General features: G+C 70.1%; 24 protein-coding genes and 7 tRNA genes. 10 read left to right on the top strand and 21 right to left on the bottom strand.

The window, feature by feature from the left end:
- Nucleotides 1–33 precede the first annotated feature (33 nt).
- Nucleotides 34–597 carry an HIT family protein gene (locus ACIRR9_RS20075; RefSeq protein ID WP_384573795.1) on the bottom strand — a complete coding sequence of 188 codons (564 nt, stop codon included), beginning with the start codon at nucleotides 595–597 and terminating at the stop codon, nucleotides 34–36.
- Between the two features lie 67 nt (nucleotides 598–664).
- Here ACIRR9_RS20075 and ACIRR9_RS20080 point away from each other — a divergent pair, with 67 nt between their 5' ends.
- A complete protein-coding gene (locus ACIRR9_RS20080) occupies nucleotides 665–1,324 on the top strand; it encodes a potassium channel family protein (protein ID WP_403753424.1) in 660 nt (219 codons plus the stop codon).
- Between the two features lie 31 nt (nucleotides 1,325–1,355).
- On the opposite strand, the gene thrS is transcribed toward ACIRR9_RS20080, so the two are convergent.
- The 3 genes from thrS to ACIRR9_RS20095 form a co-directional block, all read right to left on the bottom strand.
- Complete coding sequence (gene thrS, locus ACIRR9_RS20085; protein ID WP_403753427.1) at nucleotides 1,356–3,332, bottom strand: threonine--tRNA ligase; 1,977 nt, start codon at nucleotides 3,330–3,332, stop codon at nucleotides 1,356–1,358.
- A 121-nt stretch (nucleotides 3,333–3,453) separates the two neighbouring features.
- Entirely contained in the window at nucleotides 3,454–4,689 is a 1,236-nt protein-coding gene (locus ACIRR9_RS20090; RefSeq protein ID WP_123978488.1) for a hypothetical protein, read from the bottom strand.
- Nucleotides 4,686–5,252 carry a DUF4365 domain-containing protein gene (locus ACIRR9_RS20095; protein WP_093505297.1) on the bottom strand — a complete coding sequence of 189 codons (567 nt, stop codon included), beginning with the start codon at nucleotides 5,250–5,252 and terminating at the stop codon, nucleotides 4,686–4,688. The genes ACIRR9_RS20090 and ACIRR9_RS20095 overlap by 4 nt, the downstream gene beginning before the upstream one ends.
- Before the next feature lie 169 nt (nucleotides 5,253–5,421).
- Here ACIRR9_RS20095 and ACIRR9_RS20100 point away from each other — a divergent pair, with 169 nt between their 5' ends.
- Entirely contained in the window at nucleotides 5,422–6,147 is a 726-nt protein-coding gene (locus ACIRR9_RS20100) for a 3'-5' exonuclease (protein WP_365345584.1), read from the top strand.
- Between the two features lie 37 nt (nucleotides 6,148–6,184).
- Here ACIRR9_RS20100 and ACIRR9_RS20105 read toward each other — a convergent pair whose 3' ends face one another.
- The 10 genes from ACIRR9_RS20105 to ACIRR9_RS20150 form a co-directional block, all read right to left on the bottom strand.
- On the bottom strand, nucleotides 6,185–7,999 hold the full coding sequence (locus ACIRR9_RS20105) for a DUF2207 domain-containing protein (RefSeq protein WP_403753432.1): 1,815 nt from the start codon (nucleotides 7,997–7,999) through the stop codon (nucleotides 6,185–6,187).
- A 91-nt stretch (nucleotides 8,000–8,090) separates the two neighbouring features.
- Nucleotides 8,091–8,162 (bottom strand) — tRNA-Val (locus ACIRR9_RS20110).
- Nucleotides 8,163–8,201: 39 nt separating this feature from the next.
- Complete coding sequence (locus tag ACIRR9_RS20115) at nucleotides 8,202–8,648, bottom strand: SRPBCC family protein (RefSeq protein WP_403753435.1); 447 nt, start codon at nucleotides 8,646–8,648, stop codon at nucleotides 8,202–8,204.
- Between the two features lie 122 nt (nucleotides 8,649–8,770).
- On the bottom strand, nucleotides 8,771–11,509 hold the full coding sequence (locus ACIRR9_RS20120; RefSeq protein ID WP_403753438.1) for a Tat pathway signal sequence domain protein: 2,739 nt from the start codon (nucleotides 11,507–11,509) through the stop codon (nucleotides 8,771–8,773).
- Nucleotides 11,510–11,604: 95 nt separating this feature from the next.
- Entirely contained in the window at nucleotides 11,605–12,186 is a 582-nt protein-coding gene (locus tag ACIRR9_RS20125) for a hypothetical protein (RefSeq protein WP_403753441.1), read from the bottom strand.
- Nucleotides 12,187–12,193: 7 nt separating this feature from the next.
- A complete protein-coding gene (locus tag ACIRR9_RS20130) occupies nucleotides 12,194–13,084 on the bottom strand; it encodes a carbohydrate ABC transporter permease (RefSeq protein WP_403753444.1) in 891 nt (296 codons plus the stop codon).
- Entirely contained in the window at nucleotides 13,081–14,049 is a 969-nt protein-coding gene (locus tag ACIRR9_RS20135; RefSeq protein ID WP_403753447.1) for a carbohydrate ABC transporter permease, read from the bottom strand. The genes ACIRR9_RS20130 and ACIRR9_RS20135 overlap by 4 nt, the downstream gene beginning before the upstream one ends.
- A 16-nt stretch (nucleotides 14,050–14,065) precedes the next feature.
- Nucleotides 14,066–15,352: an ABC transporter substrate-binding protein gene (locus tag ACIRR9_RS20140; protein ID WP_403753450.1), complete on the bottom strand. Its 1,287-nt coding sequence runs from the start codon at nucleotides 15,350–15,352 to the stop codon at nucleotides 14,066–14,068.
- Nucleotides 15,353–16,138: 786 nt separating this feature from the next.
- Nucleotides 16,139–16,210, bottom strand: a tRNA-Val gene (locus tag ACIRR9_RS20145).
- A 76-nt stretch (nucleotides 16,211–16,286) separates the two neighbouring features.
- Nucleotides 16,287–16,751 (bottom strand): TIGR02611 family protein, encoded by a 465-nt coding sequence (locus tag ACIRR9_RS20150; RefSeq protein ID WP_403753453.1) that lies wholly within the window; start codon nucleotides 16,749–16,751, stop codon nucleotides 16,287–16,289.
- Nucleotides 16,752–16,942: 191 nt separating this feature from the next.
- Here ACIRR9_RS20150 and ACIRR9_RS20155 point away from each other — a divergent pair, with 191 nt between their 5' ends.
- Both ACIRR9_RS20155 and ACIRR9_RS20160 read left to right on the top strand, forming a co-directional pair.
- On the top strand, nucleotides 16,943–17,356 hold the full coding sequence (locus tag ACIRR9_RS20155) for an SsgA family sporulation/cell division regulator (protein ID WP_004002642.1): 414 nt from the start codon (nucleotides 16,943–16,945) through the stop codon (nucleotides 17,354–17,356).
- Nucleotides 17,357–17,655: 299 nt separating this feature from the next.
- Complete coding sequence (locus ACIRR9_RS20160; protein WP_123978477.1) at nucleotides 17,656–18,216, top strand: CGNR zinc finger domain-containing protein; 561 nt, start codon at nucleotides 17,656–17,658, stop codon at nucleotides 18,214–18,216.
- Nucleotides 18,217–18,344: 128 nt separating this feature from the next.
- On the opposite strand, the gene ACIRR9_RS20165 is transcribed toward ACIRR9_RS20160, so the two are convergent.
- Nucleotides 18,345–18,497 carry a hypothetical protein gene (locus tag ACIRR9_RS20165; protein ID WP_167450005.1) on the bottom strand — a complete coding sequence of 51 codons (153 nt, stop codon included), beginning with the start codon at nucleotides 18,495–18,497 and terminating at the stop codon, nucleotides 18,345–18,347.
- 256 nt (nucleotides 18,498–18,753) lie between these two features.
- Nucleotides 18,754–19,200 carry a hypothetical protein gene (locus ACIRR9_RS20170; protein ID WP_403753457.1) on the bottom strand — a complete coding sequence of 149 codons (447 nt, stop codon included), beginning with the start codon at nucleotides 19,198–19,200 and terminating at the stop codon, nucleotides 18,754–18,756.
- Nucleotides 19,201–19,460: 260 nt separating this feature from the next.
- On the opposite strand from ACIRR9_RS20170, the gene ACIRR9_RS20175 reads away from it, so the two are divergent.
- Entirely contained in the window at nucleotides 19,461–19,979 is a 519-nt protein-coding gene (locus tag ACIRR9_RS20175) for a DsbA family protein (protein ID WP_403753460.1), read from the top strand.
- A gap of 55 nt (nucleotides 19,980–20,034) precedes the next feature.
- On the opposite strand, the gene ACIRR9_RS20180 is transcribed toward ACIRR9_RS20175, so the two are convergent.
- From ACIRR9_RS20180 to ACIRR9_RS20190, 3 genes are read right to left on the bottom strand one after another with little or no spacing between them, the layout of a single operon-like run.
- Entirely contained in the window at nucleotides 20,035–20,859 is an 825-nt protein-coding gene (locus ACIRR9_RS20180; RefSeq protein WP_403753463.1) for a GNAT family N-acetyltransferase, read from the bottom strand.
- Between the two features lie 54 nt (nucleotides 20,860–20,913).
- Nucleotides 20,914–21,735 (bottom strand): aminotransferase class IV, encoded by an 822-nt coding sequence (locus tag ACIRR9_RS20185; protein ID WP_403753466.1) that lies wholly within the window; start codon nucleotides 21,733–21,735, stop codon nucleotides 20,914–20,916.
- Nucleotides 21,732–22,775 (bottom strand): chorismate-binding protein, encoded by a 1,044-nt coding sequence (locus ACIRR9_RS20190; RefSeq protein ID WP_403753469.1) that lies wholly within the window; start codon nucleotides 22,773–22,775, stop codon nucleotides 21,732–21,734. Before ACIRR9_RS20190 ends, ACIRR9_RS20185 begins: the two co-directional genes overlap by 4 nt.
- A 177-nt stretch (nucleotides 22,776–22,952) precedes the next feature.
- Here ACIRR9_RS20190 and ACIRR9_RS20195 point away from each other — a divergent pair.
- From ACIRR9_RS20195 to ACIRR9_RS20215, 5 genes are all read left to right on the top strand, one after another.
- Nucleotides 22,953–23,025 (top strand) — tRNA-Gly (locus ACIRR9_RS20195).
- A gap of 38 nt (nucleotides 23,026–23,063) precedes the next feature.
- Nucleotides 23,064–23,137: transfer RNA gene (locus ACIRR9_RS20200), tRNA-Cys, on the top strand.
- A 1-nt stretch (nucleotide 23,138) separates the two neighbouring features.
- Nucleotides 23,139–23,210, top strand: a tRNA-Val gene (locus ACIRR9_RS20205).
- A 34-nt stretch (nucleotides 23,211–23,244) separates the two neighbouring features.
- Nucleotides 23,245–23,316 (top strand) — tRNA-Val (locus ACIRR9_RS20210).
- 34 nt (nucleotides 23,317–23,350) lie between these two features.
- Nucleotides 23,351–23,422: transfer RNA gene (locus ACIRR9_RS20215), tRNA-Val, on the top strand.
- 81 nt (nucleotides 23,423–23,503) lie between these two features.
- On the opposite strand, the gene ACIRR9_RS20220 is transcribed toward ACIRR9_RS20215, so the two are convergent.
- Together ACIRR9_RS20220 and ACIRR9_RS20225 are read right to left on the bottom strand one after the other, a co-directional pair.
- Nucleotides 23,504–23,815: a zf-TFIIB domain-containing protein gene (locus ACIRR9_RS20220; RefSeq protein ID WP_365345554.1), complete on the bottom strand. Its 312-nt coding sequence runs from the start codon at nucleotides 23,813–23,815 to the stop codon at nucleotides 23,504–23,506.
- Nucleotides 23,816–23,957: 142 nt separating this feature from the next.
- Complete coding sequence (locus tag ACIRR9_RS20225; RefSeq protein ID WP_403753472.1) at nucleotides 23,958–24,881, bottom strand: phosphotransferase family protein; 924 nt, start codon at nucleotides 24,879–24,881, stop codon at nucleotides 23,958–23,960.
- Between the last annotated feature and the right edge of the window lie 162 nt (nucleotides 24,882–25,043).

Raw genomic sequence — 25,043 nt, forward strand, 5'->3', positions numbered from 1 at the left:
ACTCCCCCGGAGGGGCACCCCCAGACGGGCTGCTCAATGTTCTGTCGGCCAAGCCTCGGCCAGCATCTTCCTGGTGTCGGCCAGCAGCTGCGGCAGCACACGCGTGTGGCCCACCACCGGCATGAAGTTCGTGTCGCCGCCCCACCGGGGCACGATGTGCTGGTGCAGGTGGGCCGCGATACCGGCGCCCGCCACCGAGCCCTGGTTCATGCCGATGTTGAAGCCGTGGGCGCCGGACGCGGTGCGCAGCGCGGTCATCGCCTGCTTCGTCAGCTCGGCCAGCTCGGCCGTCTCCGGGCCCGTCAGGTCCGTGTAGTCGGCGACATGGCGGTACGGGACGGTCATCAGGTGGCCGCCGTTGTACGGGTAGAGGTTGAGCACCGCGTAGACGTGCTCACCGCGCCGGACGATCAGCCCGTCCTCGTCGGACTTGGCCGGGATCGAGCAGAAGGGACAGCCGTCGTCGGCCCCCGGGCCGGTCGGCTTGTTCTCACCCTGGATGTAGGCCATCCGGTGGGGCGTCCACAGGCGCTGGAACGCGTCCTGCGTCCCCACTCCGATCTGCTGTTCCGGCTCACTCGTCATGCTAGGCAGCATATGGCTTCGCCCGTTCGCGGCGTGTCGCCGGGGCCGCGGGAACCCGGTCGACGGCGAAGCTGGGCGGATGGACGACGGCAGCCGGCTGGACCGCTGGGATCGCGGGACCGACCTCCCTCTCGGTATCGCGTCACTGGTCTTCCTGGGCTCGTACGCGGTGCATGTGCTGGAGCCGAACCTGCCCGACGCCGTACACGACGTCCTCCTGACACTGACCTACGGGACCTGGGCGATGTTCGCCGTCGACTACGCGGTGCGCTGGCGGCTCAGCGGCGAGGGGCCGGGGTTCGTACGACGGCACTGGCTGGAATCCCTCGTCCTGGTGCTGCCCCTGCTGCGGCCGCTGCGGATCGTGCGGACGTACGAGGCGATGCAGCGCCGGCACGGTGAGCCCCGGATGGGGCTGCACGCGCGCGTGGCGTCGTACTCGGCGCTGTCGATCTCGCTGCTGGGCTTCGCGGGTGCGCTCGCCGTCTACCAGGCCGAACGCTCCGCTCCCGGCGCCACGATCCGGACCTTCGGCGACTCCCTCTGGTGGACCTGCGAAACCCTCTCGACCGTCGGCTACGGCGATTTCGTCCCGGTGACCGCCACGGGCCGGATCATCGCGGTGGGGCTGATGGCCTGTGGTCTGGCACTGCTGGGCACGGTCACGGGGTCGTTCTCGTCGTTCCTGATGCAGCGGTTCTCGCGGGGCGACGAAGAGCGGAGGCCCCCGGAGAAGTGATCTCCGAGGGCCCCTTCGAAGCCGGGCGGGGTCAGACCTGGGTCCGCTCCTCGACCACCTTCACGATCTTGGCGATGGCCTCGTCGAACGGGATGCCGTTCTCCTGCGAGCCGTCGCGGTAGCGGAAGGAGACCGAACCGGCCGCCATGTCCTCGTCGCCCGCGATGACCATGAAGGGCACCTTCTGCTTCTGGGCGTTGCGGATCTTCTTCTGCATACGGTCCGAGGAGCCGTCGACCTCGACCCGCAGGCCCTTCTTCTTCGCCTCGGCGGCGAACTTCTGCAGGTACTCGACGTGCCCGTCCCCGATCGGGATGCCCACCGCCTGTACCGGCGCCAGCCACGCCGGGAAGGCGCCCGCGTAGTGCTCCAGGAGGACCGCGAAGAACCGCTCGATGGAGCCGAACAGGGCGCGGTGGATCATCACCGGGCGCTGCTTGGAGCCATCCGCGGAGGTGTACTCCAGGTCGAAGCGCTCGGGCAGGTTGAAGTCGAGCTGGACGGTCGACATCTGCCAGGTGCGGCCGATGGCGTCCTTGGCCTGCACGGAGATCTTCGGCCCGTAGAAGGCGGCGCCGCCCGGGTCGGGGACGAGCGGGAGGCCCTGCTTCTCGGCGACCGCGCGGAGCGTCTCCGTGGCCTCCTCCCAGACCTCGTCGGAGCCGACGAACTTCTCCGGGTCCTTGGTGGAGAGCTCCAGGTAGAAGTCGGTGAGGCCGTAGTCGCGCAGCAGGTTCAGGACGAAGGTGAGCGTCTTGTCGAGCTCCTCCGCCATCTGCTCCTTGGTGCAGTAGATGTGCGCGTCGTCCTGGGTGAAGCCGCGGGCCCGGGTCAGGCCGTGCACGACACCCGACTTCTCGTACCGGTACACGGTCCCGAACTCGAAGAGGCGCAGCGGCAGTTCACGGTAGGACCGGCCGCGCGCGTCGAAGATCAGGTTGTGCATCGGGCAGTTCATGGGCTTGAGGTAGTAGTCCACGCCCTCGTCGAGCTGCATGGGGGGGTACATGCCCTCGGCGTACCAGTCCAGGTGCCCGGACGTCTCGAAGAGCTTCCCCTTCGTGGCGTGCGGGGTGTAGACGAACTCGTAGCCCTCCTCCTCGTGCCGGCGGCGCGAGTAGTCCTCCATCACGCGGCGGACGATGCCGCCCTTGGGGTGGAAGACGGCGAGGCCGGAGCCGATCTGCTCCGGGATGGAGAACAGGTCCAGCTCGTTGCCCAGCTTGCGGTGGTCGCGCTTCTCGGCTTCGGCGAGGAAGTCCAGGTACCCCTTCAGCTCGTCCTTGGACGGCCAGGCGGTGCCGTAGATGCGCTGGAGCATCGGGTTCTTCTCGCTGCCGCGCCAGTAGGCGGCCGCGTTGCGCATCAGCTTGAACGCCGGGATCAGGCGGGTGGACGGCAGGTGCGGGCCGCGGCAGAGGTCCTTCCAGCACAGCTCGCCGGTCTTGGCGTCCAGGTTGTCGTAGATCGTCAGCTCACCGGCGCCGACCTCGACATCCGCGCCGTCGTCGCTCGACGCCGAGCCCTTGAGGCCGATCAGTTCCAGCTTGTACGGCTCGTTCGCCAGCTCCTCGCGGGCCGCCTCGTCGGTGACCACGCGGCGGGCGAACTTCTGCCCGCGCTTCTGGATCTCCTGCATCTTCTTCTCGATGGCCTTGAGATCCTCGGGCGTGAACGGCTTCGCCACGTCGAAGTCGTAGTAGAACCCGTCCTTGACCGGCGGGCCGATGCCCAGCTTGGCCTCGGGGAAGATCTCCTGGACGGCCTGGGCCATGACGTGCGCGGTGGAGTGGCGCAGGATGTTGAGACCGTCCTCGGACGAGATCTCGACGCCCTCGACGGTCTCGCCGTCCTTCACCTCGTACGCGAGGTCCCTGAGCTCACCGGCCACCCGGGCGGCGACGATCGAGCGCTCGCCGGCGAAGAGCTCGGCGGCCGTAGTGCCCGTCGTCACCACGCGCTCTTCCCGCTCGGAATCGCGTTGGATGATCACACGGACGTCTGACACCGGTCTCTCCTGACTGAAGACGAATGCGGGCGCCGTACCAGGAGCGCGCGCAATACCGGATCGTACCGACCCGGCCCCGCCGACTGCGAAACGGTCACACTTTGTGAAGCGCCGTTCCCGGTCAGTCGCAGTCGTCCCCGTGGCAGGCTTCCTCGAAGAAGTCGAGGTTCTCCTGGAGGGACTTCAGCAGCCGGTCCCGGTCGGCCTCCTCCACCTGCACCGGTACGACCCCGGAGGCGCCGGACAGCCGGCGGAAGCCGCCCCGGCTCTCCAGGCGGCCGTGCACCCGCACCGGGAGTCCGACGAGGTGGGCCTGCCCGGCGATCCGGTAGTCCTCCTCGTCGAGGGTGAGCCGGACGTACGGCACCTCGGCCCCGGCGATCACCCGCAGCCGGACCGCGCCCTCGCCGCGCGGGTCGGAGCGGCGCATCCGGACCACGGTTCCGGTGACGCGGACCGCGACGGAGGGTTCCTCGCGCAGATAGCGGGCTCCGGCCTCGCGCAGCACGGGCAGGTCGCCGGGCGAGAACTCGACGGGCTCGGTGGTGGCCGCGCAGTCGTCGGGGACCCCGGCGCCCGGCGCCCACTCCACGGAGATGCGGGCCCCTTCGGTCCCGCGCACCAGCGTGACGAGGGCGTCGGTCAGTTCGCGGCTCACGCCGGCCTCGACGGCTCCGTCGAAGGCGTCCATGCCGCCGGTGGCCCGCTGGTAGTCGATGGCCTCGCGGGCCGCGTACAGGGCCTGGTGGAGGCGGACGGCGAGGGGCCGGCCGGTGCCCACGGGCACGAAGGCGGCCAGGCCGCGCCCGCCCTCCGCCGAGCCGACGAGGACGGACTCCAGCAGCGCGGCGGCCGCGCGCTTGTGGCGGGCGCCGTAGTAACCGGCCCGCGCGCGGGTGGCGAGCGCCCCGGCCAGCAGGGTCTGCCGGGCGGCGGTGCGCAGCTGCTCCTCGACGGTCCAGGACGCGGTGTCCGCCGGCCCGCTGGGCACGTCCCGCCACCAGCGGATCTCGTCGCTGGGCACGGCGAGCCCCACCAGCACCTCACGCGCGGCGGGCGTACCGCTGCGCACCAGAGCCGTGAGCGCCTCCCCGAGCAGGTCGTCACTGTCCGGGAAGGCGCGGCTCTCGGGTACCAGCAGGCTGGTGCCGGTGTTGCCCGGCCCGGGTGGGGTCCAGCGGCCGTACCGTCCCGGTGCTCCCCCGCGCCGCTGCCAGCCGTGCCGGCGCAGCAGGGCGCCGAGCACGGCCGGGTCGACGTCGGCGGGCTCGGGGGGATGGTTCCAGTGTGGCCCGTGGAGATCGTCGGGATGCGGCCTGACCTCCCGCAGCTGCTCCTCGTACGGACGGTGCCTCATGGTCGTCCTCCCGTCCCGACCCGCGTCATGATCTCGCAGAGCGCCCGGTCGTCGAAGATGCGCGAGGTCGGGACCCGCACGGTGGTCCGGTGGCGGCCGGTGATCGGGTGCCCTGCCAGGTTGACCCAGTAGCAGCAGTGGCGCAGATCGAGCCGGTCGTGGCTGGCGCGCAGCCAGTCGTCCTGGGAGCGCGGGACCAGCATCACCACCAGGATCTTGTGCACCGACACCGGTGTGCGGGCGAGCTTGCGCAGGTGGTCGTTGTCGAGCGTGAAGGAGAAGAAACGTCCCGGCGGGTTGGGCGCGATCTGGTACGTGCACTTGAGCTGCACCTTTATGGTCACCTCGTCGTCGACGGTGTGACCGGGCGAGCCATGGCTGACGTGCCAGTCGATGCCGTTGTCCGGAAACGGCTGGGACAGCGAGCAGCCGGCCGCCGCCGCGACGGCATGCAGATAGCCCACCTGCAGTGTCTCCATGCAGGCGGTGGTCGCGAGTGTGCCGCGATGGGGGCCCGTACGTTCGGGCAGCAGCCCGCCCCGTTCGGGCTGCGCTATCGCCATGACCAACAGCCTTCCCAGCCAAAGAGTTTCCCCGTGGCGGGCCGCTGAACTGCAAAGACCCGCACTCCTGTTGTGTCCTTCCGGCGTACGTCGCAAACGGCCCGGGTATCACCAAACAGGCAGAAGACGGAACGTCACCTGCCGTGGGTGAACGAGGAGTTGTGTGGACATGACGTGCTGGTACGAGGGGCCCCTGGCCGCCTTCGACACGGAGACCACGGGCGTTGATGTCGAGACCGACCGGATCGTGTCGGCCGCCGTCGTCGTCCAGGACGCCCCGGGCACCCGGCCGAGGGCGACCCGCTGGCTGGTGAACCCGGGCGTGCCGGTGCCGGAAGGCGCCACGGCGGTGCACGGGCTGACGGACGAGCATCTGCAGCGCAACGGCCGCTGGCCGGCGCCGGTGATGCACGAGATAGCCGAGGAACTGGCCGAACACGCGGCGATGCGCCGCCCGTTGGTGGTGATGAACGCGCCGTTCGATCTGACCCTGCTGGACCGCGAGTTGCGCCGCCACCGGGCGTCGTCGCTGGACCGCTGGTTCGAGGCGAGCCCGCTGCTCGTGCTCGACCCCCGGGTCCTGGACAAGCATCTGGACCGCTACCGCAAGGGCCGCCGCACCCTGACCGACCTGTGCGCGCACTACGAGGTCACCCTGGAGGGTGCGCACGACGCGGGCGCGGACGCGCTCGCGGCCCTGGAAGTCGTACGGGCGCTGGGCCGCCGTTTCGCGACCCGGCTGGAGCGCCTGACCCCGGCCGAGCTGCACACGCTGCAGACGACGTGGCACGCGGCCCAGGCGCGTGGCCTTCAGGCGTGGTTCACGCGCAGCGGCACACCGGAGACGGTGAACCAGGACTGGCCACTGCGGCCGGAAATGCCGACGGCGGCGTGAGGGGCGGGGCGCCGACCCTGGCGCCCCGCCTGTCACTTCACCAGGAACCGCCGCCTCCGCCGCCGGCACCACCGCCGACGCCGTCGGAGGAGGAACCGCCCCCGCTGGAACCGCCGCCACCGGAGCTCGACGGCGGACTCGCGGCGGAGAGGACGACTGCGGTGAGCAGGACGTCGGTGAAGTCGAGGGAGAAGCGCCGGCCGGCTGTCGTTGTCGACGTCGTGGCGCTGATGGCCTGTTCCCATGCGGAGTCCACGCCGAGGGCCACCGCCCAGGCGGAGTACCGGTCCGCCCGCTCGCCGACGGGCAGTTCGCCGGGGCAGCTGGACGGGTCGGCCAGATAGCGCCGGAACGCCTCGACCTGGAGCCAGCGGGCGGTGCCGCGCGGGGTGCGCCGGTCCAGTTCCCAGGTGCGGGCCAGCACACCGACACCGACGCCGGCGGCGACGGCGCCCACCAGCAGGACGGGCAGTCCGGCCGCCAGTCGGCGCCCACTCAGGATGCCGCCGGTGATCGCGAGGACGAAGCCGAGAAACGCCACGGCGAGATCGGCCGCGCCCGACCCGAGGACACGCTTCGTGGCGGACCTGTCCCACAGGTCGCTTCCCCTGCGCCAGCTCTCCAGCTTCCACGAGAGGTCCTCCCAGCCCTCCCTGAACCAGTGATCGCGCGTTCCGAGGGCAAGGGTGGTGCGGCCGCTGAAGATCTTGTCCAGTGTGTCCCGGACCTCTCGGTTCGACCGCGGACCGTCGGCATCGCACCGCCGCAGGACCGGATTCCGATCGTCTCCTTCGATGGCGATGTGTCCGTCGGTCGCGGCGGTCAGCAGCCAGGCCACCTTGTGCTGGTCCTTGACCGCCTCGATGCGCAGGATGCCGCCCTGGGCCGGGGTCAGGTCGTCGGGCGGCGTGGCGGTCGGGGTGACCGTGCGGGCGAGCCGCTCGATCTCGACGCGCCGCACCCGCCCCTCGTCGTCCGCCATGCGATCGCGCCCGAGGAACCGCAGCGTGCCCATGGTCAGCGCCGCACAGGCCAGCGCGACGGCAAGGAAGATCCCGCCGTTGCGCAACGGATGCGGCAGGGTCGTGCCGACGGCCTTCCCGGAGGGCGCTGCCGGCAGGTGCGCCTCGGTGACCGTCCTGGCCTTGTCGGCCGTGGCGTAGAGGGTGAGTCCCTCGTGGCCGCTGAGCTTGTCGAGCTTGACGACGAGATGCCCCGGCTCGTCCTGCGTGGCCGTGCAGGGCTTTCCGTCGTCCCATGTACCGTGCACACACCGCAGACCGGTGAGCCCGTGCGTGTCCACCACATGGATCTCGACGTTCGCCCGGTCGACCTTCCAGCCGGTGCCGACGGCGTCCCAGGCGAGCTTGCGGCCCTTCACCACGTCGGGGAGCACGTACTGGACGCGGTAGCGGTGGATTCCGCTGACCAGCCGGTCGGGGTCGCCGATCTTCAGTCGGTCGGCGAGTTGCCGCTCGCCCTTCTCGTCCCGGTAGAAGTCGCCGTAGGTGTCCTCGTAGGGGACCTTGTGGCCGTCCATGCCGACGTGCACGCTCTCGGAGTCCTCGAACGGATCGCCCGGCACGTCCCGGTAGATGCCGTGGGAGTCCCCCGAGTGCCCGAAGTCGTAGTCGATGACCTCGGTGATCCGGGCGCTGCCGTCGGCGCGGATCTCGGCGCCGACCCACATCGAGGTGACCCGCTCCTTGTTCGACAGGGCCTGCGCGACGGCGGCGATCCCGCCGAACACGACAAGGACGATGACGACGACGATCAGCCCCCGCACCCGGCGCCGTCGTACGGACGTCACCTTCCCCCGTCTTCTCTTTCCCTTGTCTTCCCCACTGCTCATGAGACCCCCCTCAAGAAGCACAGCAGACACAAAGTTGTTCAGCGCACACGAAAAAGACCGGCCCGCTGATGCGGACCGGCCTTCCCGGCGGTGGGCGATACTGGGTTCGAACCAGTGACCTCTTCGGTGTGAACGAAGCGCTCTCCCACTGAGCTAATCGCCCGGGAACGCAGTGAACAATACAGGGACGGGCGCGTTTCGTTCAAACGGCTTGCAGGTGCCTGAGCAGTCCCCGTCGTCCCGACCGCATCATCAGCAGGTGGTTGAGGCGGAAGAACGGCCGCCCGGGGACGGCCAGTCGTCGCAGCAGCGGCTTTTCGACCTCGACGACCTGCTCGTAACGAGCGAGCGTGCCGGCGCCGTCGGCGGTGACCGTCCAGCGGGCCCAGCCCCTGATGTCGCCGCTCATCTCGATCTCCAGCACGCCGGCCTCGGGCTCTCGCCGCGTCTCGCGGGCGGTGAAGGTCATGTCGTACGGCAGGACGGAACGGATGGTGATGACGCCCGTGGTGTCGTTCAGGCGGGTCACCGAACGCACCTGGGGCCACCAGTCGGGATAGCCCTCGACTCGTTCGAGCGCCTGGAAGACGGCCGTGGTCCCGAAGGGCAGCGGCCACCGGCTGAGGAAGCGGTAGTGGGTCCAGTCCATGGGCGGAGTCTGCCCGGGTGCCGGGCCTGAGTACGCGTACTCATGCCGCACGGGGTGACCTGGACCACACTCAGGGATGCGAGCGCCGCCGCCCGTGCGACGGCGCTCCCCTTCTCACCTGCTCACGAGGGCATCTTGTCGCCCAGCAGGGCCAGGTTCTCGATGGCCGCGAGCCCGTACAGCGCGGTGTCGTTGGAGGACACCCAGCTCGCCTCGCTGCCCGCGACGAGCGTGACCGGGCCGGACAGTGCCTCGGTCTTCCACGGCGAGGACTCCGTGTAGCCGTCGGAACCGTAGAACTTCGTCCACGCGCGCTTGGCCAGCGTCTCGTCACCGGTCTGTACGGCGGCGTAGGCGTCGAGCCGCGAGTGGCCCTGGAAGAGCAGCAGGGTGCCGAAGTTGGAGCCGTAGCGTGCCGCCTGTTCGGCCTTGGTGGCGTTGAAGTAGCGGCAGTAGTCGAAGTACACCTCGTCGAACTTCGGCATGTCGACCAGGTAGATGAGTTCGGCGCAGAGTTCGTTGAGGCCGAAGACCGCGGAGAGATGGGAGACCGAGACCACCGGGGTGGCCGCGGTGGCGAACTTGCCGGTGTCGAGGTCGTAGAGGCCGCTGCCCTGGACGAAGCCGTTGGGCTGGGCGGCGATGCCCTCCATGGTCGACAGGACGCGCGCCTTGGCCTTCTCCCACTTCGGGCCCTTGCGTTCCCACTCGGTGAGCCAGGCCGACACCAGGCCGCTCCAGTCGGTGCCGAAGCCGATGGACAGGGCGTGCCGGTCGGGGGTGTAGGGGTCGGTGCGGACCTTGCGCAGCGGGTCGAGGACGAGGAAGGTCTCGTCGGAGTCGACGTTGGCGGCCATGAGGTCGCCGACGCGTTCGTCGGCGGTGAGGAAGTAGTAGAAGCGCCGGTAGGTGGTGTTGGAGATGCGCTGTTGCTTGGCGCTGTCCGCGAAGTGCTGTACGCCGTGCCGGGTACCGAGGCCCGCCCACTGGCCGATGTGGTAGACGTCGACCTCGCCGGTGTGCCGGGTCAGCGCCTCGGCGAACCGGAAGATGTCGGAGCGCCCGCTTCTCAGGTACGCGTACCAGAGCCAGAGGTCGGGCGAGAGCTCGGAGTTGTCCCAGGCGTAGCCGCCGATGTCGTACCGCCACTGGTGGCGCACGGTGTCGTAGGTGTGCATGAAGTCGCCGTAGTCCCAGAAGCCGTACCAACGGCGCTGCTCCACCTGGTCCTTGTAGTAGGTGAAGAGGAAGTCGAGGTGGTCCTCGATCTTCGCCTTGGCGGCGGTGGAGCGGTCGGGCTCGGCGAACAGGCCCGGACCGAAGACCTTGGCCTTGATCAACTGCTTGGGCGGGGCGGTGAGTTGCGGGAGCACCCGGACCGCGTCGACCTGGTCGGCCAGCGCCTCGGGTGTCGGTGTCGACTCGTTGGCCCAGAACAGCAGTTCCGAGGTACGGGCGATGCCGTAGGGGGTGCCGAACTCCGGCTCGTAGTCCTCGTAGGTGATGTTGAGGCCTTCGAGCTGTTCGGCGTAGGTGTCCTGGCCCATGCCGTCGTGGTAGAAGCGCAGGTCCATCGGCTGGGCCTCGGGCGACCAGAGCCAGAGGGTGACCTCGGCCGCGTCGGTGTGGGCGTCGCGGATGTCGAGCTGGGCCGGGAACTTCTCCCAGAAGTCCCTGAGCCCGAAGGAGAATCCGCCGCTCGCGCCGCCCACGTACCCGAATCCGGAGGCCCGCTTGCCGCCGCCGGCCGCGATCCAGCCGTACCCCTTCCTGGTGCGCTTACGGAGCGTGAACCCGTCGGCGGAGAGCTGGGAGAGGGTGTAGTCGCCCCAGTGCGGGATGTACTGGAGGCGGGTGGTGACGCGCTGGTCCCAGGTGGACGGGTCGGGCAGCTTCTGACCCGCGTACTGGGCCGTCTGCACGGCCGCGCCCGGGTCGCGGCGCAGTCCGGTGATGCCCTGGACGGCCTCCCGCAGCAGGCCGGTTCCCTCACCCCCGATCCGGATGTGCCGGTCGTAGGCCTCGTCGCGCATCGGCACGGAGAAGCGGACGCCGAGCCCGCGGATGAAGTCACCACTGGCCTTGCCCGGCTCCTGGGTGCCGTCGTAGGTGATCGTGTGGACCATGCGGAAGGAGTCGGCGCCGGCGTAGAAGTAGAGCCGGATCGAGAACGGCAGCCAACTGCGGCTTCCCTTGCGGTGCTTGCCGTCGATGCGGACGACCGCGCGGACCGGGCCGTCCTGTTCGACGGTGACGGAGTCGATCGCGCCGTCGAAGCGCTCGGTCTTGACCGTGCCCTGGTCCTCGTCCTCGACCTCGGGCTGGCGGATGAGGACCAGCCGCCCGTTCCCGGCGATCTCGGTGGAACCCCGGGTGACGGACTTGATGATCGTGGAGCCGTTCTTGCCGATCTTCACCGCGATCACGCCGGTGGACACGTCGATGGTGCCGCCGCTCCTGTCGACGGTGACCTTCTTGTCGGGCGCGGCCGCGTCGCCCGCCGCGAGCGTGAGCTTCCCGTTCCCGGAACTGACCGCGTGGGCGCTCCACTTGAGGGAGCCGTCCGGCCAGTACGCGATCGGCCAGGACTGGACGGGCACGTCCTTGCCGTCCTCGTCCGTCAGCGCGAAGGTCTGGTCCTCCTGGAACGCGCCCATCGGCCAGGGCACACCGACGGTCGAGCCGGGCGCGGCGCCGAGGCCGCCGTCCTCCAGCCAGTCCAGGGTCACCGGGTCCGCGTCGGCGGCCTCGGCTCTGGGCGCGGCCTGCGCTTCCTTCGTTCCCAGCGCCCAGCTGAACTGGGCGGCGGCGCCGGCCACGGCGGCCGCCTTGAGAAGGGACCTGCGGGGGATGGGAGACATGTTTCCGCCTTTCCTTTCCGTGCGAGTGCAGAGTGGTCAGGGGCATGACAGAGAGAGGTACGGCGCCGCAGGCGCCGCCCCTGATGAGAGGCCGGTCAGCGGCGGCGGTGGCGCTCCTCCACCGCGACGGCCGCCGCCGCGACGGCGCCCAGTACGGGCACCGCCAGCGGTGCGATGAGCAGGGCGGAGCAGACCACGAGGACCGCTCCCCCGACGAGCAGGAAGGATCCGCCGGGGTCCAGGACGGTACGGCGGCCGGCCGCCGCGAGCAGGGTGCGCCAGCGGTCGCCGGGCGTCCAGACGGCCGCCGCACGGAGCCCGGTGACCATGAGGCCGATCACCGCGAACAGGCCGACGGCCCCCACGAGCGGTCCGCCGGGCAGTCCGGCGCGCACGGCCTGGACGTCCACCCAGGCGACCGCCATCGCACCCCAGCCGACGAGCCCGACGACCCAGCCGCCGCACACGGCGACGCGGAGGTCCGCGACGAACTCCCGCCAGCCGCCGGCCACGTGGCCGGTACGGCGGCGCAGATGCCTGGCACCGGCGGCGAAGGCGGCCGGGTAGGTCACCACGCCCAGCGAGGCGACGGCGATCCACACCCCGGTGAGCAGACACTCGGCGAAGACGCCGAACTTCTCCGTGAAGACGGACGGCTTGGTGCGCACGTCGGCCACGACGTCATCAGCCCTTCAGTCCGGAGGTCGCCATTCCGTCGATCAGATAGCGCTGGAAGGCGAGGAAGAACAGCAGCACGGGCAGCAGCGCGACCAGGGACATGGCGATCATCCCGCCGTAGTTGGCGGCCACGCCGTCGGAGTCGCGGAACATCATCAGGCCCAGGGAGACCGTGTACTTGCCGGGCTCGTTGAGATAGATCAGCGGGCCCATGAAGTCGTTCCAGGCGTTGATGAAGGTGAAGATCGCGCTGGTGATGAGGGCGGGCCTGCACAGCGGCAGCACGATCGACCAGTAGATACGGAAGTGTCCGCAGCCGTCGAGCCGGGCCGCCTCGTCCAGTTCCCTGGGCAGGTTGCGCATGAACTGCACCATCAGGAAGACGAAGAACGCCTCGGTGGCGAGGTACTTGCCGATGAGCAGCGGGGCGTAGGTGTTGATCCAGCCCAGCTTCTGGAACATCACGTACTGCGGGATCAGCAGCACGTGGTACGGCAGCAGGAGCGTGCCGATCATCAGCGAGAAGAGCAGGTTGCGGCCGGCGAACCGGATGCGCGCGAAGGCGTAGGCGGTGAGCGAGCAGGAGATCAGCACGCCGACGACGGCACCGACGGCGTAGAACAGGGAGTTCTGGAAGAACGTCCAGATCGAGACATCCGCTATGCCGTCGGCGAGTCCCTTGAAGTTGGACAGGATCGGGTGGGCCGGGAACAGCGTGAGGCTGTTGACGATGTCCTTGCTGGGCTTGAACGAGGCGCCGATCACCCAGACGACCGGGTAGAGGATGACCGCGAGGACCAGCAGGGCGCCGAGGTGCCAGGCCAGGGATCCGCTCCGGCGGCGGTTCAGCAGGGACGGTTCGGAGCCGGTCGTGGTGGTCGTGGTGGTCGCGCTCATCGGGCGTCCTCCTCGTAGTGCACCCACTTCTTCTGGGACCAGAAGAGGACGGCCGTCACCAGGGCCACGGCGAGCAGCAGCATCCAGGCCATCGCGGCGGCGAAGCCCATCTGGGCGTTCTTGAAGCCCTGCTGGTAGAGGTAACAGGTGTAGACGAGCGTGGCGTCGGCCGGGCCGCACTGGGTGTTGGAGACGACATAGGCCGAGCCGAAGATCTGGAAGGAGTGGATGGTCTCCAGGAGCACGTTGAAGAACAGCACCGGGGAAATCATCGGCAGGGTGATGTTCCAGAACTTGCGGAACGGCCCGGCTCCGTCCATCTCGGCGGCCTCGTAGAGCTCCCTGGGGACCTGTTTGAGTCCGGCCAGGAAGATGACCATGGGGGCGCCGAACTGCCATGCCGTCAGGGCGACCAGGCTGTAGAGGATCCAGTCCGGGTTGCCGACCCAGCCGCCGACGTGGAAGCCGAGGAAGGACTGGGTACGGTCCATGATGGCGCCGTCGGAGAAGAGCGACCGCCAGACGAAGCCGACCGAGACGCTCGCGCCGATCAGCGAGGGGGCGTAGAAGGCGGCCCGGTAGAAGGCCTGGCCGCGGCGGCTCTGGGCGAGCAGCAGGGCGACGCCGAGGGCGAGCAGCAGCTTGATCGGGGTGCCGATGACCACGTACTTCGCCGTCACCTCGACCGACTTCTGCCACCGCGGGTCGTCGAACATCCGGGTGAAGTTGTCGAGGCCGACCCACTTCGGGGTGTTGAAGAGGTTGTAGTCGGTGAACGCGAAGTAGAGCGAGGCGACCATCGGGCCCGCGGTCAGCAGCAGGAAGCCCGCGATCCACGGGGACATGAAGAGGTAGCCGGCGAGGTTCTCCCGGCGGCCCCGCCGCCGCAGCCTGGTGGGGGCGGCGGGGCGTGCCCTGCGGGCGGCGGGAGCGGAGTCCTTGACGAGCGTCACGGCAGTTCCCATCGGACTATCGGACTGGTCAGGCCTGGAAGGCGGCCTCGGACTCGGAGAAGAACTGCTTCACCGCGTCAGAGACCTTGGTCTTGCCCAGCGACATGTCGCCGCCGATGCGCAGGAAGGCGGCTTCGATGGTGTCGGCGCCGGAGGGGTGCGGGGTGATCGTGCCGAGGACACCGGCCTTGGCGGTGTCGTCCTCGTACTGGGCGATCTCCTTGCTGACCGTGTCGGTCGGCTGGAACGCCGCGTACTGCTCGGCGCTCGCCAGAATGCCCCGGTCGTAGCCCATGATCTTGCCGACCTCGGGGTCGTGGACCATGAAGTCGATGAACTGGGCGACTTCCTTGGGGTGCGCGCTGCGGGCGGAACCGCTCAGCATCAGGGAGGCGAGGTACTGGCCGGTGTGCTTGCCGTCGGTGGTCGGGATCGGGCCGAGGCCGTAGGTGCTGGTGCCCTCCGCCGAGTAGCGGACGGTGAAGTTGTCCCAGGTGAACTCGGAGGCCGCATGCCCTGCGGAGAGGGAGGACTTGGGCTTGTCCTGCTCGACGATCTTCGGGTCGGTGACGATGCCCGCCTTGACGCGGCTGTAGCCGTCCTGCCACCACTCCGTCAGATCGGCCTTGTCGAAGCCGAGTCCGTCCTTGGTGTAGAAGGCCTTGCCGTTCTGGCGGAGGTACAGGTCGTACAGGTACATGATGGAGAAGTAGCCCGTGTCGCCCGCGATCTTCGTCTTGTCGTGGATGGTCTTCAGGGCCTTGAAGTACTCGTCCCAGGTCCAGCCGGTCTGCGGGTCCACGCCCGCCTTCTCGAACACCTTCTTGTCGATGACCAGCGCCATGGTGTTCGAGCCGACGGGAACGCCGAGCTGCTTGCCGTCGACCTCGCCGACCTTGGTGACGCCCGCGCGGAAGTGATCCAGGCTCAGATTACCGGCCTTCACCTGGGAGTTGAGGTCGAGCAGAATTCCTCTCTTGTCGTACTTCCGAAGAAATCCGACGGCATTCTGGAAAACGTCCGGGGGATTTCCGCCGGCAGCCTGCGTCTGGAACTTCTCCCAGAAGGACTGATAGTCCTGGAAGTCCGTCTTCACCTTGATCTTCGGATACTTCTTCTCGAAGAGAGTGATGGTCTGATTGATCTTTTTCGCCCGCTCGTCGGCGCCCCACCACGAGTAACGGATCGTCACCGTTCCGTCCCCGGAGCCGCTGTCGCCACCACACGCCGTCGTCGCCCCGAGCCCTAGCACGGCCGCCGAGGCACCGGCCGCCTTCAGGATGGTCCGCCTCTCCACATTCCTGCTGGTTCCCACAGTCGGGCCCCTCCCCGCAGCGGTCGCCGCCGCTCGCATGAATCGTTTCAAGTAAGCGCTTGCTGGCACAAGTTACGGAGGGCCCGGTGAGGCGTCAATGATTCGGACAGGAATTTCTTGTGACCGGGGGCTGCGGAACGGCGCGGTGGGCGAGGGCGCGGGGGCTGTGGGGTGGGTGACGTCGCAGGTGGGGGGCTTGCGGTCGGGTGGTCGAACGTGAGGCGGCCTGCCGTGGGTGGGGTTACGGCTTGGCTTCGATGAGTGGTTCGGGGGCGAGCGGCTCGGAGGGGCGCAGGCCGCTCGGACCGCGCATCGAGGATGCGGCGGAGAGGGGGCGAGAACGGGGGACGGATCCGATGTGGAGGCGGGCGGCAGGGCGAAACCTCCGACCACTACGGCCGGCGCATCAGCCGACCGAGAAGGTGCCCCGGGCAGGGCCGAGCAGGAAATCTTCCGCATCGCGCACCGACGACGAGCCGCGTCCGATCTCCCCGTCCCCCGCTTGCCTCCGCCCCACGTCTGGCCGCTCCCCCGCTGGACGGCGGGACCGGGCCCGCCAAACCGCTCCCCTGGCCCTGTGAAACCTGTCCGCACCCGTGCCCGGCCCTCACCGCCCGTAGGCGATCCTCGTCGGCCGTACCCGGCCCGCACCGCCCATACGTGAGCCTCACCGGCCGGCAGCGGGGCGCGCCGCCCAGGCGGCCGCCGTCGCAGCCACTCGCCCGGCCGCCGGGCCTCGAACGACTGCGGCCCACCTGCTTTTCGCAGGTGGGCCGCAGTTCCGGGTGGGCGATACTGGGTTCGAACCAGTGACCTCTTCGGTGTGAACGAAGCGCTCTCCCACTGAGCTAATCGCCCGGGCGCAGGAAGAACATTACCCCATGTCAGGGGGTGCCCCCGACCAGTCGCCGGGGGCCCGCGGCCGGCGGCCGGGTCACTCCTCGATCTTCCAGGGCATCACTATGCCGAACTTGGAGAGGTAGACCCCGACCAGGCCGGCGACGATCACCAGGCCGACCGTGGTGAGCGCGATGTTGCGGCGGCGCACCCTGGGATCGAGGGCCTTCTGGGCCGCCTCCGTGACCTTGCGCTTGGTCCAGCGGAGCACCAGCTGGGCCCAGACGAACTCGGTCGCCCAGATCGCCATGCCGCCGAAGATGACCACCCAGCCGGGACCGGGCAACGGCAGCAGGATGATGCCCGTGACCACGACCGCGAGGCCGACCGTGAAGACCCCGGCCTGCCAGCTCAGGTGCAGTACCCGGCGCGCCTTGATGAATGCGGGCGCCCGCGATCCGAGCCCCTGCTCGGCACGTGCCCCGTCCGTCGTCGTCCCGTCCACCTCACTCCCGTCCGAGGCCGCAGCGACCTCGCCCGGTTCGTTACTCCCCGTATTCATACGACCAAACCCTACCCGAGCGTTTCCGGTCACCGGAATGGTCGTAGCTCCCGTACCGGTTCTCGGCCGGAAGAGTTACGTAAACACACGCAAAACACTCAGAGGGGTTTACAACGGCACCGTAGGTGGCATGTCGATTTCGCCGACGTGCGAATCCCCGAGCGCACACTGAGCGAAAGGCCCTGGCGCTTATGAACACCACGGTCAGCTGCGAGCTGCACCTGCGCCTCGTTGTGTCGAGCGAGTCCTCCCTGCCTGTCCCCGCAGGCCTGCGGTACGACACGGCCGACCCCTACGCCGTGCACGCCACCTTCCACACCGGAGCCGAGGAAACCGTCGAGTGGGTGTTCGCCCGCGACCTCCTCGCCGAGGGGCTGCACCGCCCCACCGGCACCGGCGACGTCCGCGTCTGGCCGTCCCGCAGTCACGGTCAGGGCGTCGTCTGCATCGCCCTGAGCTCTCCGGAGGGCGAGGCTCTGCTGGAGGCCCCGGCGCGGGCCCTGGAGTCCTTCCTGAAGCGAACTGACGCCGCCGTGCCGCCCGGCACGGAACACCGGCATTTCGATCTCGATCAGGAGCTCTCGCACATTCTGGCGGAGAGCTAGGGCGCGGCCCCTGAAAGCCGCCCGGCGCCGTCCACTCGGGGAGACGGCTCGGGCCTAGACAACCGCATACGGCAGCACCGGCGCCGCCACCGTGTTCGGTCACGGGGCGGCGCCGGTGTGCCTTGCTCCGGCGTGCCCTGCGCCTGCGCGTCCTGCTCCGGCGGGAACCTCCGGCGGGCGGTGACTGTCCCACGGGACAGCCGCCAGTGGGGCAGAGCACGGTGCGGCGCGCCCGGATGTCGCTACCATCGGCCACCATCGGCGGGCGCCCGCCCGACCCCCAGGCCAGGGAGCGAAACGTGCTGATCACCCACGACACCCGGCGTGCCCTAGACGTCGTGGTGGATCTGGTGAACACCGCGCCGGAGGACGACACGGCAGCGGACGGACTCCTCGATGTCCCGGCTCTCCAGGATTTCGTACGAACGCACGACATCAGCGATGTGGGTCTGCTGTCGGAGTTCGATCTGTCTGCGGTGCGCAAGATCCGCGGGCGGTTCGCGGGAATCTTCGCCGCCCCGGACGCCCGGACCGCCGCGACACTGGTCAACGAACTGGTCGCGGCCGCGGGCACCACCCCCCGGCTCACCGACCATGACGGCTACGACTGGCATGTGCACTACTTCGCGCCCGGTGCCTCAGTGGCCGACCACCTCGCCGCCGACGGCGGGATGGCGCTGGCGTTCTTCGTCGTCGCCGGGGAACAGGAGCGGCTGCGCCGCTGCGAGGCCCCGGACTGCCGGCGTGCCTTCGTGGACCTCTCCCGCAACCGCTCGCGCCGCTACTGCGACAGCCGGACCTGCGGAAACCGTCTGCATGTCGCCGCATACCGGGCACGCCGCAAGGAGGCGACGGGTTGATCTCCCGGCGCACGCCGGAGAGGGGATGCCGGCGAGGGGATGCCGGACGTCCGAGGATCGGCAGGCGTAGGAGCTGGTCGATGCCGACGCCTGTCCCGGCGGGTGGCGCCGGGACGGGCGGGTACGGCTCATAGCCACAGCAGGTCGTGCAGCGCAGCCATGAGGAGCAGACACCCGATCACCGCTAGGAAGATCATCAGCGGTGGCTGGGAAAGGGCGAAGAGGCACCCGCGGGGCTCGTCCTTCGGCGGCGCGGCCTCGCTCTGTTTCGTGTCCAGCATCTCGCGGTGATGATGACCCAGCTGGCACCCGCTGCGCGATCAACACACGCGGAATGGACGGGAGTTCGCTGAATTCCGTGATGTCCGGTCCGCTTCCGGTCACCCCCTGAACGCTTCCGCGCGCGCCGCGTGCACACTGTGTCGTTTCAATGCCTCATGTGACTGTCATATTCATGCGCCCGCGACCGGGCTGACCAGCGCCGTGCCCCGCGGCGCGGGCAGCGCCTCCCCGCGCCGTGCCCGCGGCCGCGGAGTGTCATATTCCGTGCTTCTTGAGGATGGCCTCGATGTCGCTGAAGTCGTCGCCCGAGCCGGTGCTGCGGGGCGCCGCCACGGGCTTGGCCGCCGGACGGGTGGCGGGGCCGAGGGACGGGGCCGAGGCGGTCGGGGCGACGGCGTCACTCCGGGCCCCGCGGGCGGCCGCCTTGCGCTCCGCCCGGGTGCCGCCGCGCCTGCGCTCCACGGCACGGGTGACGGCGAACAGGCCCCAGGCCGCGCCGAGCACAGCGAACCCGGCCCAAGCGGTGGGGCTGAACGCCGTGTCGGCGAGCCAGCCGACCACTCCCGTCATGACCAGGCCGACGGGCACGAGTGAGTAGGCGGCGATACGGGCCGCTGCCAGATACCGCTTGCGGTAGGCGGTGACCGCGGCGATGCCCAGGCCTGCCACGGACACGGCGGAACAGACTGTCTCGGCGATCATCCGGTCCTCCTGGCGGGCTGGGTCGGTCGGGGCGACGGGCGCGCGCTCCGCCCCTTCCATCGTGCACCGCCCGGCCCGCACGATCCATGCCCGCGCCCGACAATCAGGGGCATCTCGGGGTCCTCTCCGGGTCTCCTCCACCCCAGGGACGAGTTGCACCCCCACCTGGCCACCGGCCGCCACGAGCCGCCACCGGCCGCCCGCCGACTGCCCGCCGTCTCGATTGGGTCGACGGAGCCCGGCCTGGAAGACTGGTCGCCATGAACGACTCCCCCGCACACACCGACGCCCCGGTCCTCGACGTCTGGTGCGAACTCCAGTGCCCCGACTGCCGCAGCGCCCTGGACGACCTCCGCGCCCTGCGTGCCCGGTACGGCGACCGGCTGGAGCTGCGGCTGCGGCACTTCCCCCTGGAGAAGCACAAGCACGCCTTCGCCGCCGCGCAGGCCGCCGAGGAGGCTCTGGAGCAGGGGAAGGGCTGGGAGTACGTCGAGGCGGTCCTCGGCCGGGTCGAGGAACTGGACCGCGGGGGCGAGCCCTTCCTGGTCGAGGTGGCCCGTGAACTGGGCCTGGACGCCGAGGAGTTCGACACCGCGCTGGTCGACGGCCGGCACATCCTGATCGTCGACGCCGACCAGGCCGAGGGCAAGGCCATCGGCGTGACCGGCACCCCGACCTATGTCATCGGCGGCGAGCGCCTCGACGGCGGCAAGAGCCAGGAGGGGCTGCGCGAGCGGGTGGCGGAGATCGCGGACCGGCTGCTGGCCGAGCGGGAATGACCGGACCTCGGACCAGGTCCCTGCCCGGACCTCGGACCAGGTCCCTCCCCGGACCTCAGATCAGGTCCTTGCACAGGACGTACGTCATGGTGGTGTATCCCAGCGACTCGTAGAGCCGCTCGGCCGGGGTGTTGCCGGCGAAGACGTTGAGGCCGAGGACCCGCCCGCCGGTGGCGATCACCTGGTTCTCCGCCAGCAGCATGAGAGTGCGGCCGTGCCCGTGACCACGGTGGGCGGCGTCGGTCTCGACGTCGTACACCCAGGCCTTGTCCTCGCGGAAGGCCACCCACAGGACGCCGACGCGCGTGCCGTCGTGATCGAGGACGCTGAACCGCATGCCCTCCGTGGCGAGCCCCCGCGGCAGCAGCTTCTCGTGGCCGACCCGGGAGTTCTCGTACGCCTCGGCTTCGGGCACGCCCAGCTCGATCCACACGCGCGCGTAGTGCTCGGACTCGTACGCGATCCATGCCTCGTACTCGGCCCCGGTCATGTCACGGCCCCGGCTGCCCGCCGGGAGGGCGGGCGGGGTGTCGCCCAGTTCCTTCGACATGCCCCGGTTGCGCAGGACGTAGCCGAGCGCCTCGGCGAGACGCAGCGCCGGCTGCGCGGCGGCGGGCACGGACACCTCGATCTGCCGGCAGCCCCAGCCGCGCGCCACCTCCTCCGCGGCGAGCGCGGCCACCGTGCCCCGGCCCCGGCGGCGGTCGGGTTCCTCGATACGCAGGTCGAGGATGTGGGCCACCCGAGCACCGAGGTTCGGTGAGGTGCCCAGGTGGAGGGTGCCGACGGGCCGGCTGTTCACGCACACCTGAAAGCGGCGGGAAAGCGCCCCGTCGGCCCCGTGCTGGAGCGGCTCGGTCGGCCGCAGGGTCGTGGTCATCAGGGGTGTTCTACCCACCGAAGGCGCACCACGTCTGCCCAATAAAGCGGGCTTTTACGGGTCCAGGTCCTCGCCGGACCGCTCGTCGAAGATCCGCATCGCCTTGGCGGTCACCGGGCCCGGGGCGCCGGGGAGTTCGCGGTCGTCGACACGGTGCACGGCCTGGACGTCGCGCAGGGTGGAGGTGAGGAAGACCTCGTCGGCCCGCTCCAGTACGTCCAGGGGCAGGTCGGTCTCCTTGGCGCCGGTCCACTCGACGGCCAGGGCACGGGTGATCCCGGGCAGACAGCCCGAGGCGACCGGCGGGGTGTGGATCTCGCCGTCGAGGACGACGAAGACGTTGGAGCCGGTGCCCTCGCAGAGCTGCCCGACGGTGTTGGCGAACAGCGCCTCGGAGGCGCCGTGTTGGTGCGCGCGGGCCAGGGCGACGACGTTCTCGGCGTACGACGTCGTCTTCAGACCGGTCAGGGCACCCCGCTCGTTACGGGTCCAGGGGACCGTGATCACGGCGGTGGAGTCGGCGCGGCGGACGGTCTCGCCGAGGGCGACGACCAGGGTGGGGCCGTGCTCGCCCCGGTCGGAGCCGAGGGGGCCGTGGCCGCCGGTGTAGGTGATGCGCAGCCGGCCCAGTGGCATCGGGTTGGCCGCGAGGACCGCCGCGCAGGCCCGGCGCACCTCGTCGTGGTCGGGGTCGGGCAGGCCGAGGCCCCGGGCCGAACGGGTCAGCCGGTCGAGATGGCGGGTGAGCGCGAAGGGCGTGCCGTCGGTCGCCTTCACCGTCTCGAAGATGCCGTCCCCCACGGTCAGCCCGTGGTCGAAGACGGAGACACGCGCGGACTCGATGTCCTGCAGCTCGCCGTCCAGCCAGATCCTCACCTGGGACCCCCTTCGTTCATGTCGTACGTGCCCGACGCTACCGCGAGCAGCCGGGCCGCCTTCAGCTCGGTCTCCCGCCATTCGCCCTCCGGGTCGGAACCCCAGGTGATCCCGGCCCCGGTACCGAACCGCAGCGCCCCTTCACCACGGTCGATCCAGAAGGTACGGATCCCCACGGCCAGCTCGCCGGTACCCCGGTCCGCGTCGACCCAGCCGATGCCGCCGCAGTACGGACCGCGCGGCGCGGTCTCCAGGGCCTCGATGATCCGCAGGGCGCTCGACTTGGGTGCGCCGGTGACCGAGCCGGGCGGGAAGGCGGCGGCGAGCAGCGCGGGCCAGCCGGCGTCGGCGCGCAGCTCGCCTCGCACGGTGGAGACGAGGTGGACGAGTCCCGGGTGCTTCTCCACGGCGCACAGGTCGGGCACGGTCACCGTGCCGGTGGCGCAGACGCGCCCGATGTCGTTGCGGACCAGGTCCACGATCATCACGTTCTCGGCGTAGTCCTTCTCCAGGAGGTCCGCCTCGGTACGGCCGGTGCCCTTGATGGGTCCGCTCTCGACGGTGCGCCCCGCCCGGCGCAGGAACAGCTCGGGCGAGGCGGTGGCTATCTCCACGCCGTGCTCCGGCAGCCGAATCGTTCCGGCATACGGGGCCGGGTTGCCGCGGGCCAGCAGTGCGGTCAGGGCGTCCACGTCGGCGTCCGGGGCGACCGGTGCGGACAGGACACGGCAGAGGTTGGCCTGGTAGACCTCGCCGGCCGCGATGTGGGTGCGGATCCGCCGCACGGCCGCCGTGTAGGCGGTACGGTCCAGGGACGAGGTCCAGTCACCGGCCGCCGGGCCGTGCCACTCCCCCGGCACCGGCGCGGGCACCGGCTCCTCCCGTACGTCGCCGAAGCGGGCGCAGGTCAGCCGCCCCTCGAAGTCGGCGCAGACGGCCCAGAAACCGGTGGAGTCGAGGGCCGCGGGATCGCTGGTGACATCGAGGAGACCGGTGGCGACACGGTCGCCGAACCGGGCCAGAGGAGGGAGACGGAGCACGTCGTCGAGTCTATGCGGGTGTCCTGGGGGTGACCCGGGCATGTCGTCGAGGGGGCCCTGACCACGTCGTCCGTCGGGTCCGGCGCAGCACGCTGCACAAACGCGTTTTTGTGCTGGCCGGGGAATCCGCTAGAGTTCAACACGTCGCCGGGACGCGAGAGCGGACCGAAACGACAGGCGGACGTAGCTCAGTTGGTAGAGCGCAACCTTGCCAAGGTTGAGGTCGCGAGTTCGAGCCTCGTCGTCCGCTCGAAGGAAACAGGGGTATCCCCGATCCCCTACACTCCTGGTGGAGTGGCCGAGAGGCGAGGCAACGGCCTGCAAAGCCGTCTACACGGGTTCAAATCCCGTCTCCACCTCCAAGGACGATTAGCTCAGCGGGAGAGCGCTTCCCTGACACGGAAGAGGTCACTGGTTCAATCCCAGTATCGTCCACTGGATCTTGGTCTGATGATCGAAGATCTGACCTGCGCGATTAGCTCAGCGGGAGAGCGCTTCCCTGACACGGAAGAGGTCACTGGTTCAATCCCAGTATCGCGCACGCATTGCCCGTGATCTTCGGACCGCGGCCCCGAGGACGATTAGCTCAGCGGGAGAGCGCTTCCCTGACACGGAAGAGGTCACTGGTTCAATCCCAGTATCGTCCACACACCGAAGAAGCCCCGGCCGTCTCGAACGGCCGGGGCTTCTTCGTGCGCCCGGCCGGCCTGCGCCGGGCGCACCAGGGCTCAGCTGGAGAAGAGCATGTGGGCCCAGCTCTTGTTGTGGTGGCCGCCGTGGTGTCCTCCGTGGCCGCCATGGTGACCGCCGCCGTGGTGCGGGGCACCCCAGGCCGGCGCGGGCGGGGCCGGGTACGCCTGCTGGGCCGGGTACGCCTGCGGGGCCGGCGGGACGGGCTTCGCCCACTGGGCCTCCAGCTGGGTCAGCGCCTCCAGCTCGCCGTAGTCGAGGAAGATGCCCCGGCAGCCGCTGCACTGCTCGATCTGGACGCCACTGCGGTTGTAGGTGTGCATCGGCGCATGGCACTTCGGACAATGCATGGTCGGCTCAACTCCTCGCCGGTCGGTACTGCTTCACGTTTCCCCAGGACAGACTCCGTCCGACCCCGGTCGGTTGCACCCTACTTCGGGAATGCGGGCCGCAACTGGGCGCAAACCAGGACCCTTCGAAAGCGCCGCGAGGTCATTCCTGGATCATCCGGGCACAAGCGTCGATCAAGGACTGCTCGACCTCGTCCAGGGGGCGGTCCGCCGCGAGGGCCTTCGCGAGGTACCGCGCGGCCGTCTGGACCGTGAGGGCCCGGGCCGGGACGTCCAGGGCGGCCCAGGGGTCGCCGTCCTGCGGTACGGCCGGGCCGCCCGCCGCGCGGTAGGCGGTGAGGAAGCGGGTCCACTCGGCGGGTGACAGGAGGCCGCAGGCGTACCAGGAGGCGGGGCGGGCGAGGTCCCAGGCGGGGACGCCGAAGCCCAGATCGTCGACGTCGATGAGCAGCCATGGCCCGTCCGGGGCCGGGTGCCGGACCAGCTGGCCGAGGTGGAGGTCGCCGTGGCACAGGGTGAGGGTGCCGGGCATGGGCGCCTCGGCGCGGGCCCAGGCGGGCAGGGCCGACCAGGCACGGAGGACGGGCGGGGCGGCGGGGTGCGGGGCCGCGGTGGCCAGCGCCTCGTGGAGGCGGGCCATCGCGTGGGCGGCCTTGGCGGGGCCGCGCATGGCAGGTGTGCCAGGAGTGGGCGGGGTGCGGTGGAGACGGGCGAGGAGGGTGGCGGCGGCTTCCCAGGGAGCCGCGCCCTGGTCGTCGGGGTCCACGGGGGTGCCGTAGGGCCAGAGGGTGACCGGGCGGGCGTCGACGAGGGCGCCCGGGGTCACGGTGAGGGGCGGGACAAAGACGTCGGGAAGGCGGGCGGCGGTGGCCAGGCGGAGGGCGAGGGCCCTGGGGTCGGTGCCGGGGGCGTGGGCCTTGGCAACGGTTGCCGCATGCCGGACGACCGTGGTGTCGGGGCGGTGGGCCAGGGTCGTGGTGGCACCGCAGTGACAGGGCGCCGCTTCGGGGTGGGCGACGGCAACGGCCTCGGCGGTCAGGTGTGCCAGTACGTCTGCGGTCGTCAAGGGTCCCCCGGGTGTGCGGTTTCCTGCGGTGAGCGTACGGGGCCGCACGTCTGCGCCGATGTGGGCAGGCGCGATTGCGGGGCGACGCGGGTGTTCGGGTACAGGGCGACGCGGGTGTTCGGATGCGGGGCGACGCGGGTGTTCGGGTGCGGGCCGGTGGGG

The sequence above is a fragment of the Streptomyces sp. NPDC101234 genome (assembly GCF_044767525.1).
Lineage (GTDB): Bacteria > Actinomycetota > Actinomycetes > Streptomycetales > Streptomycetaceae > Streptomyces > Streptomyces sasae.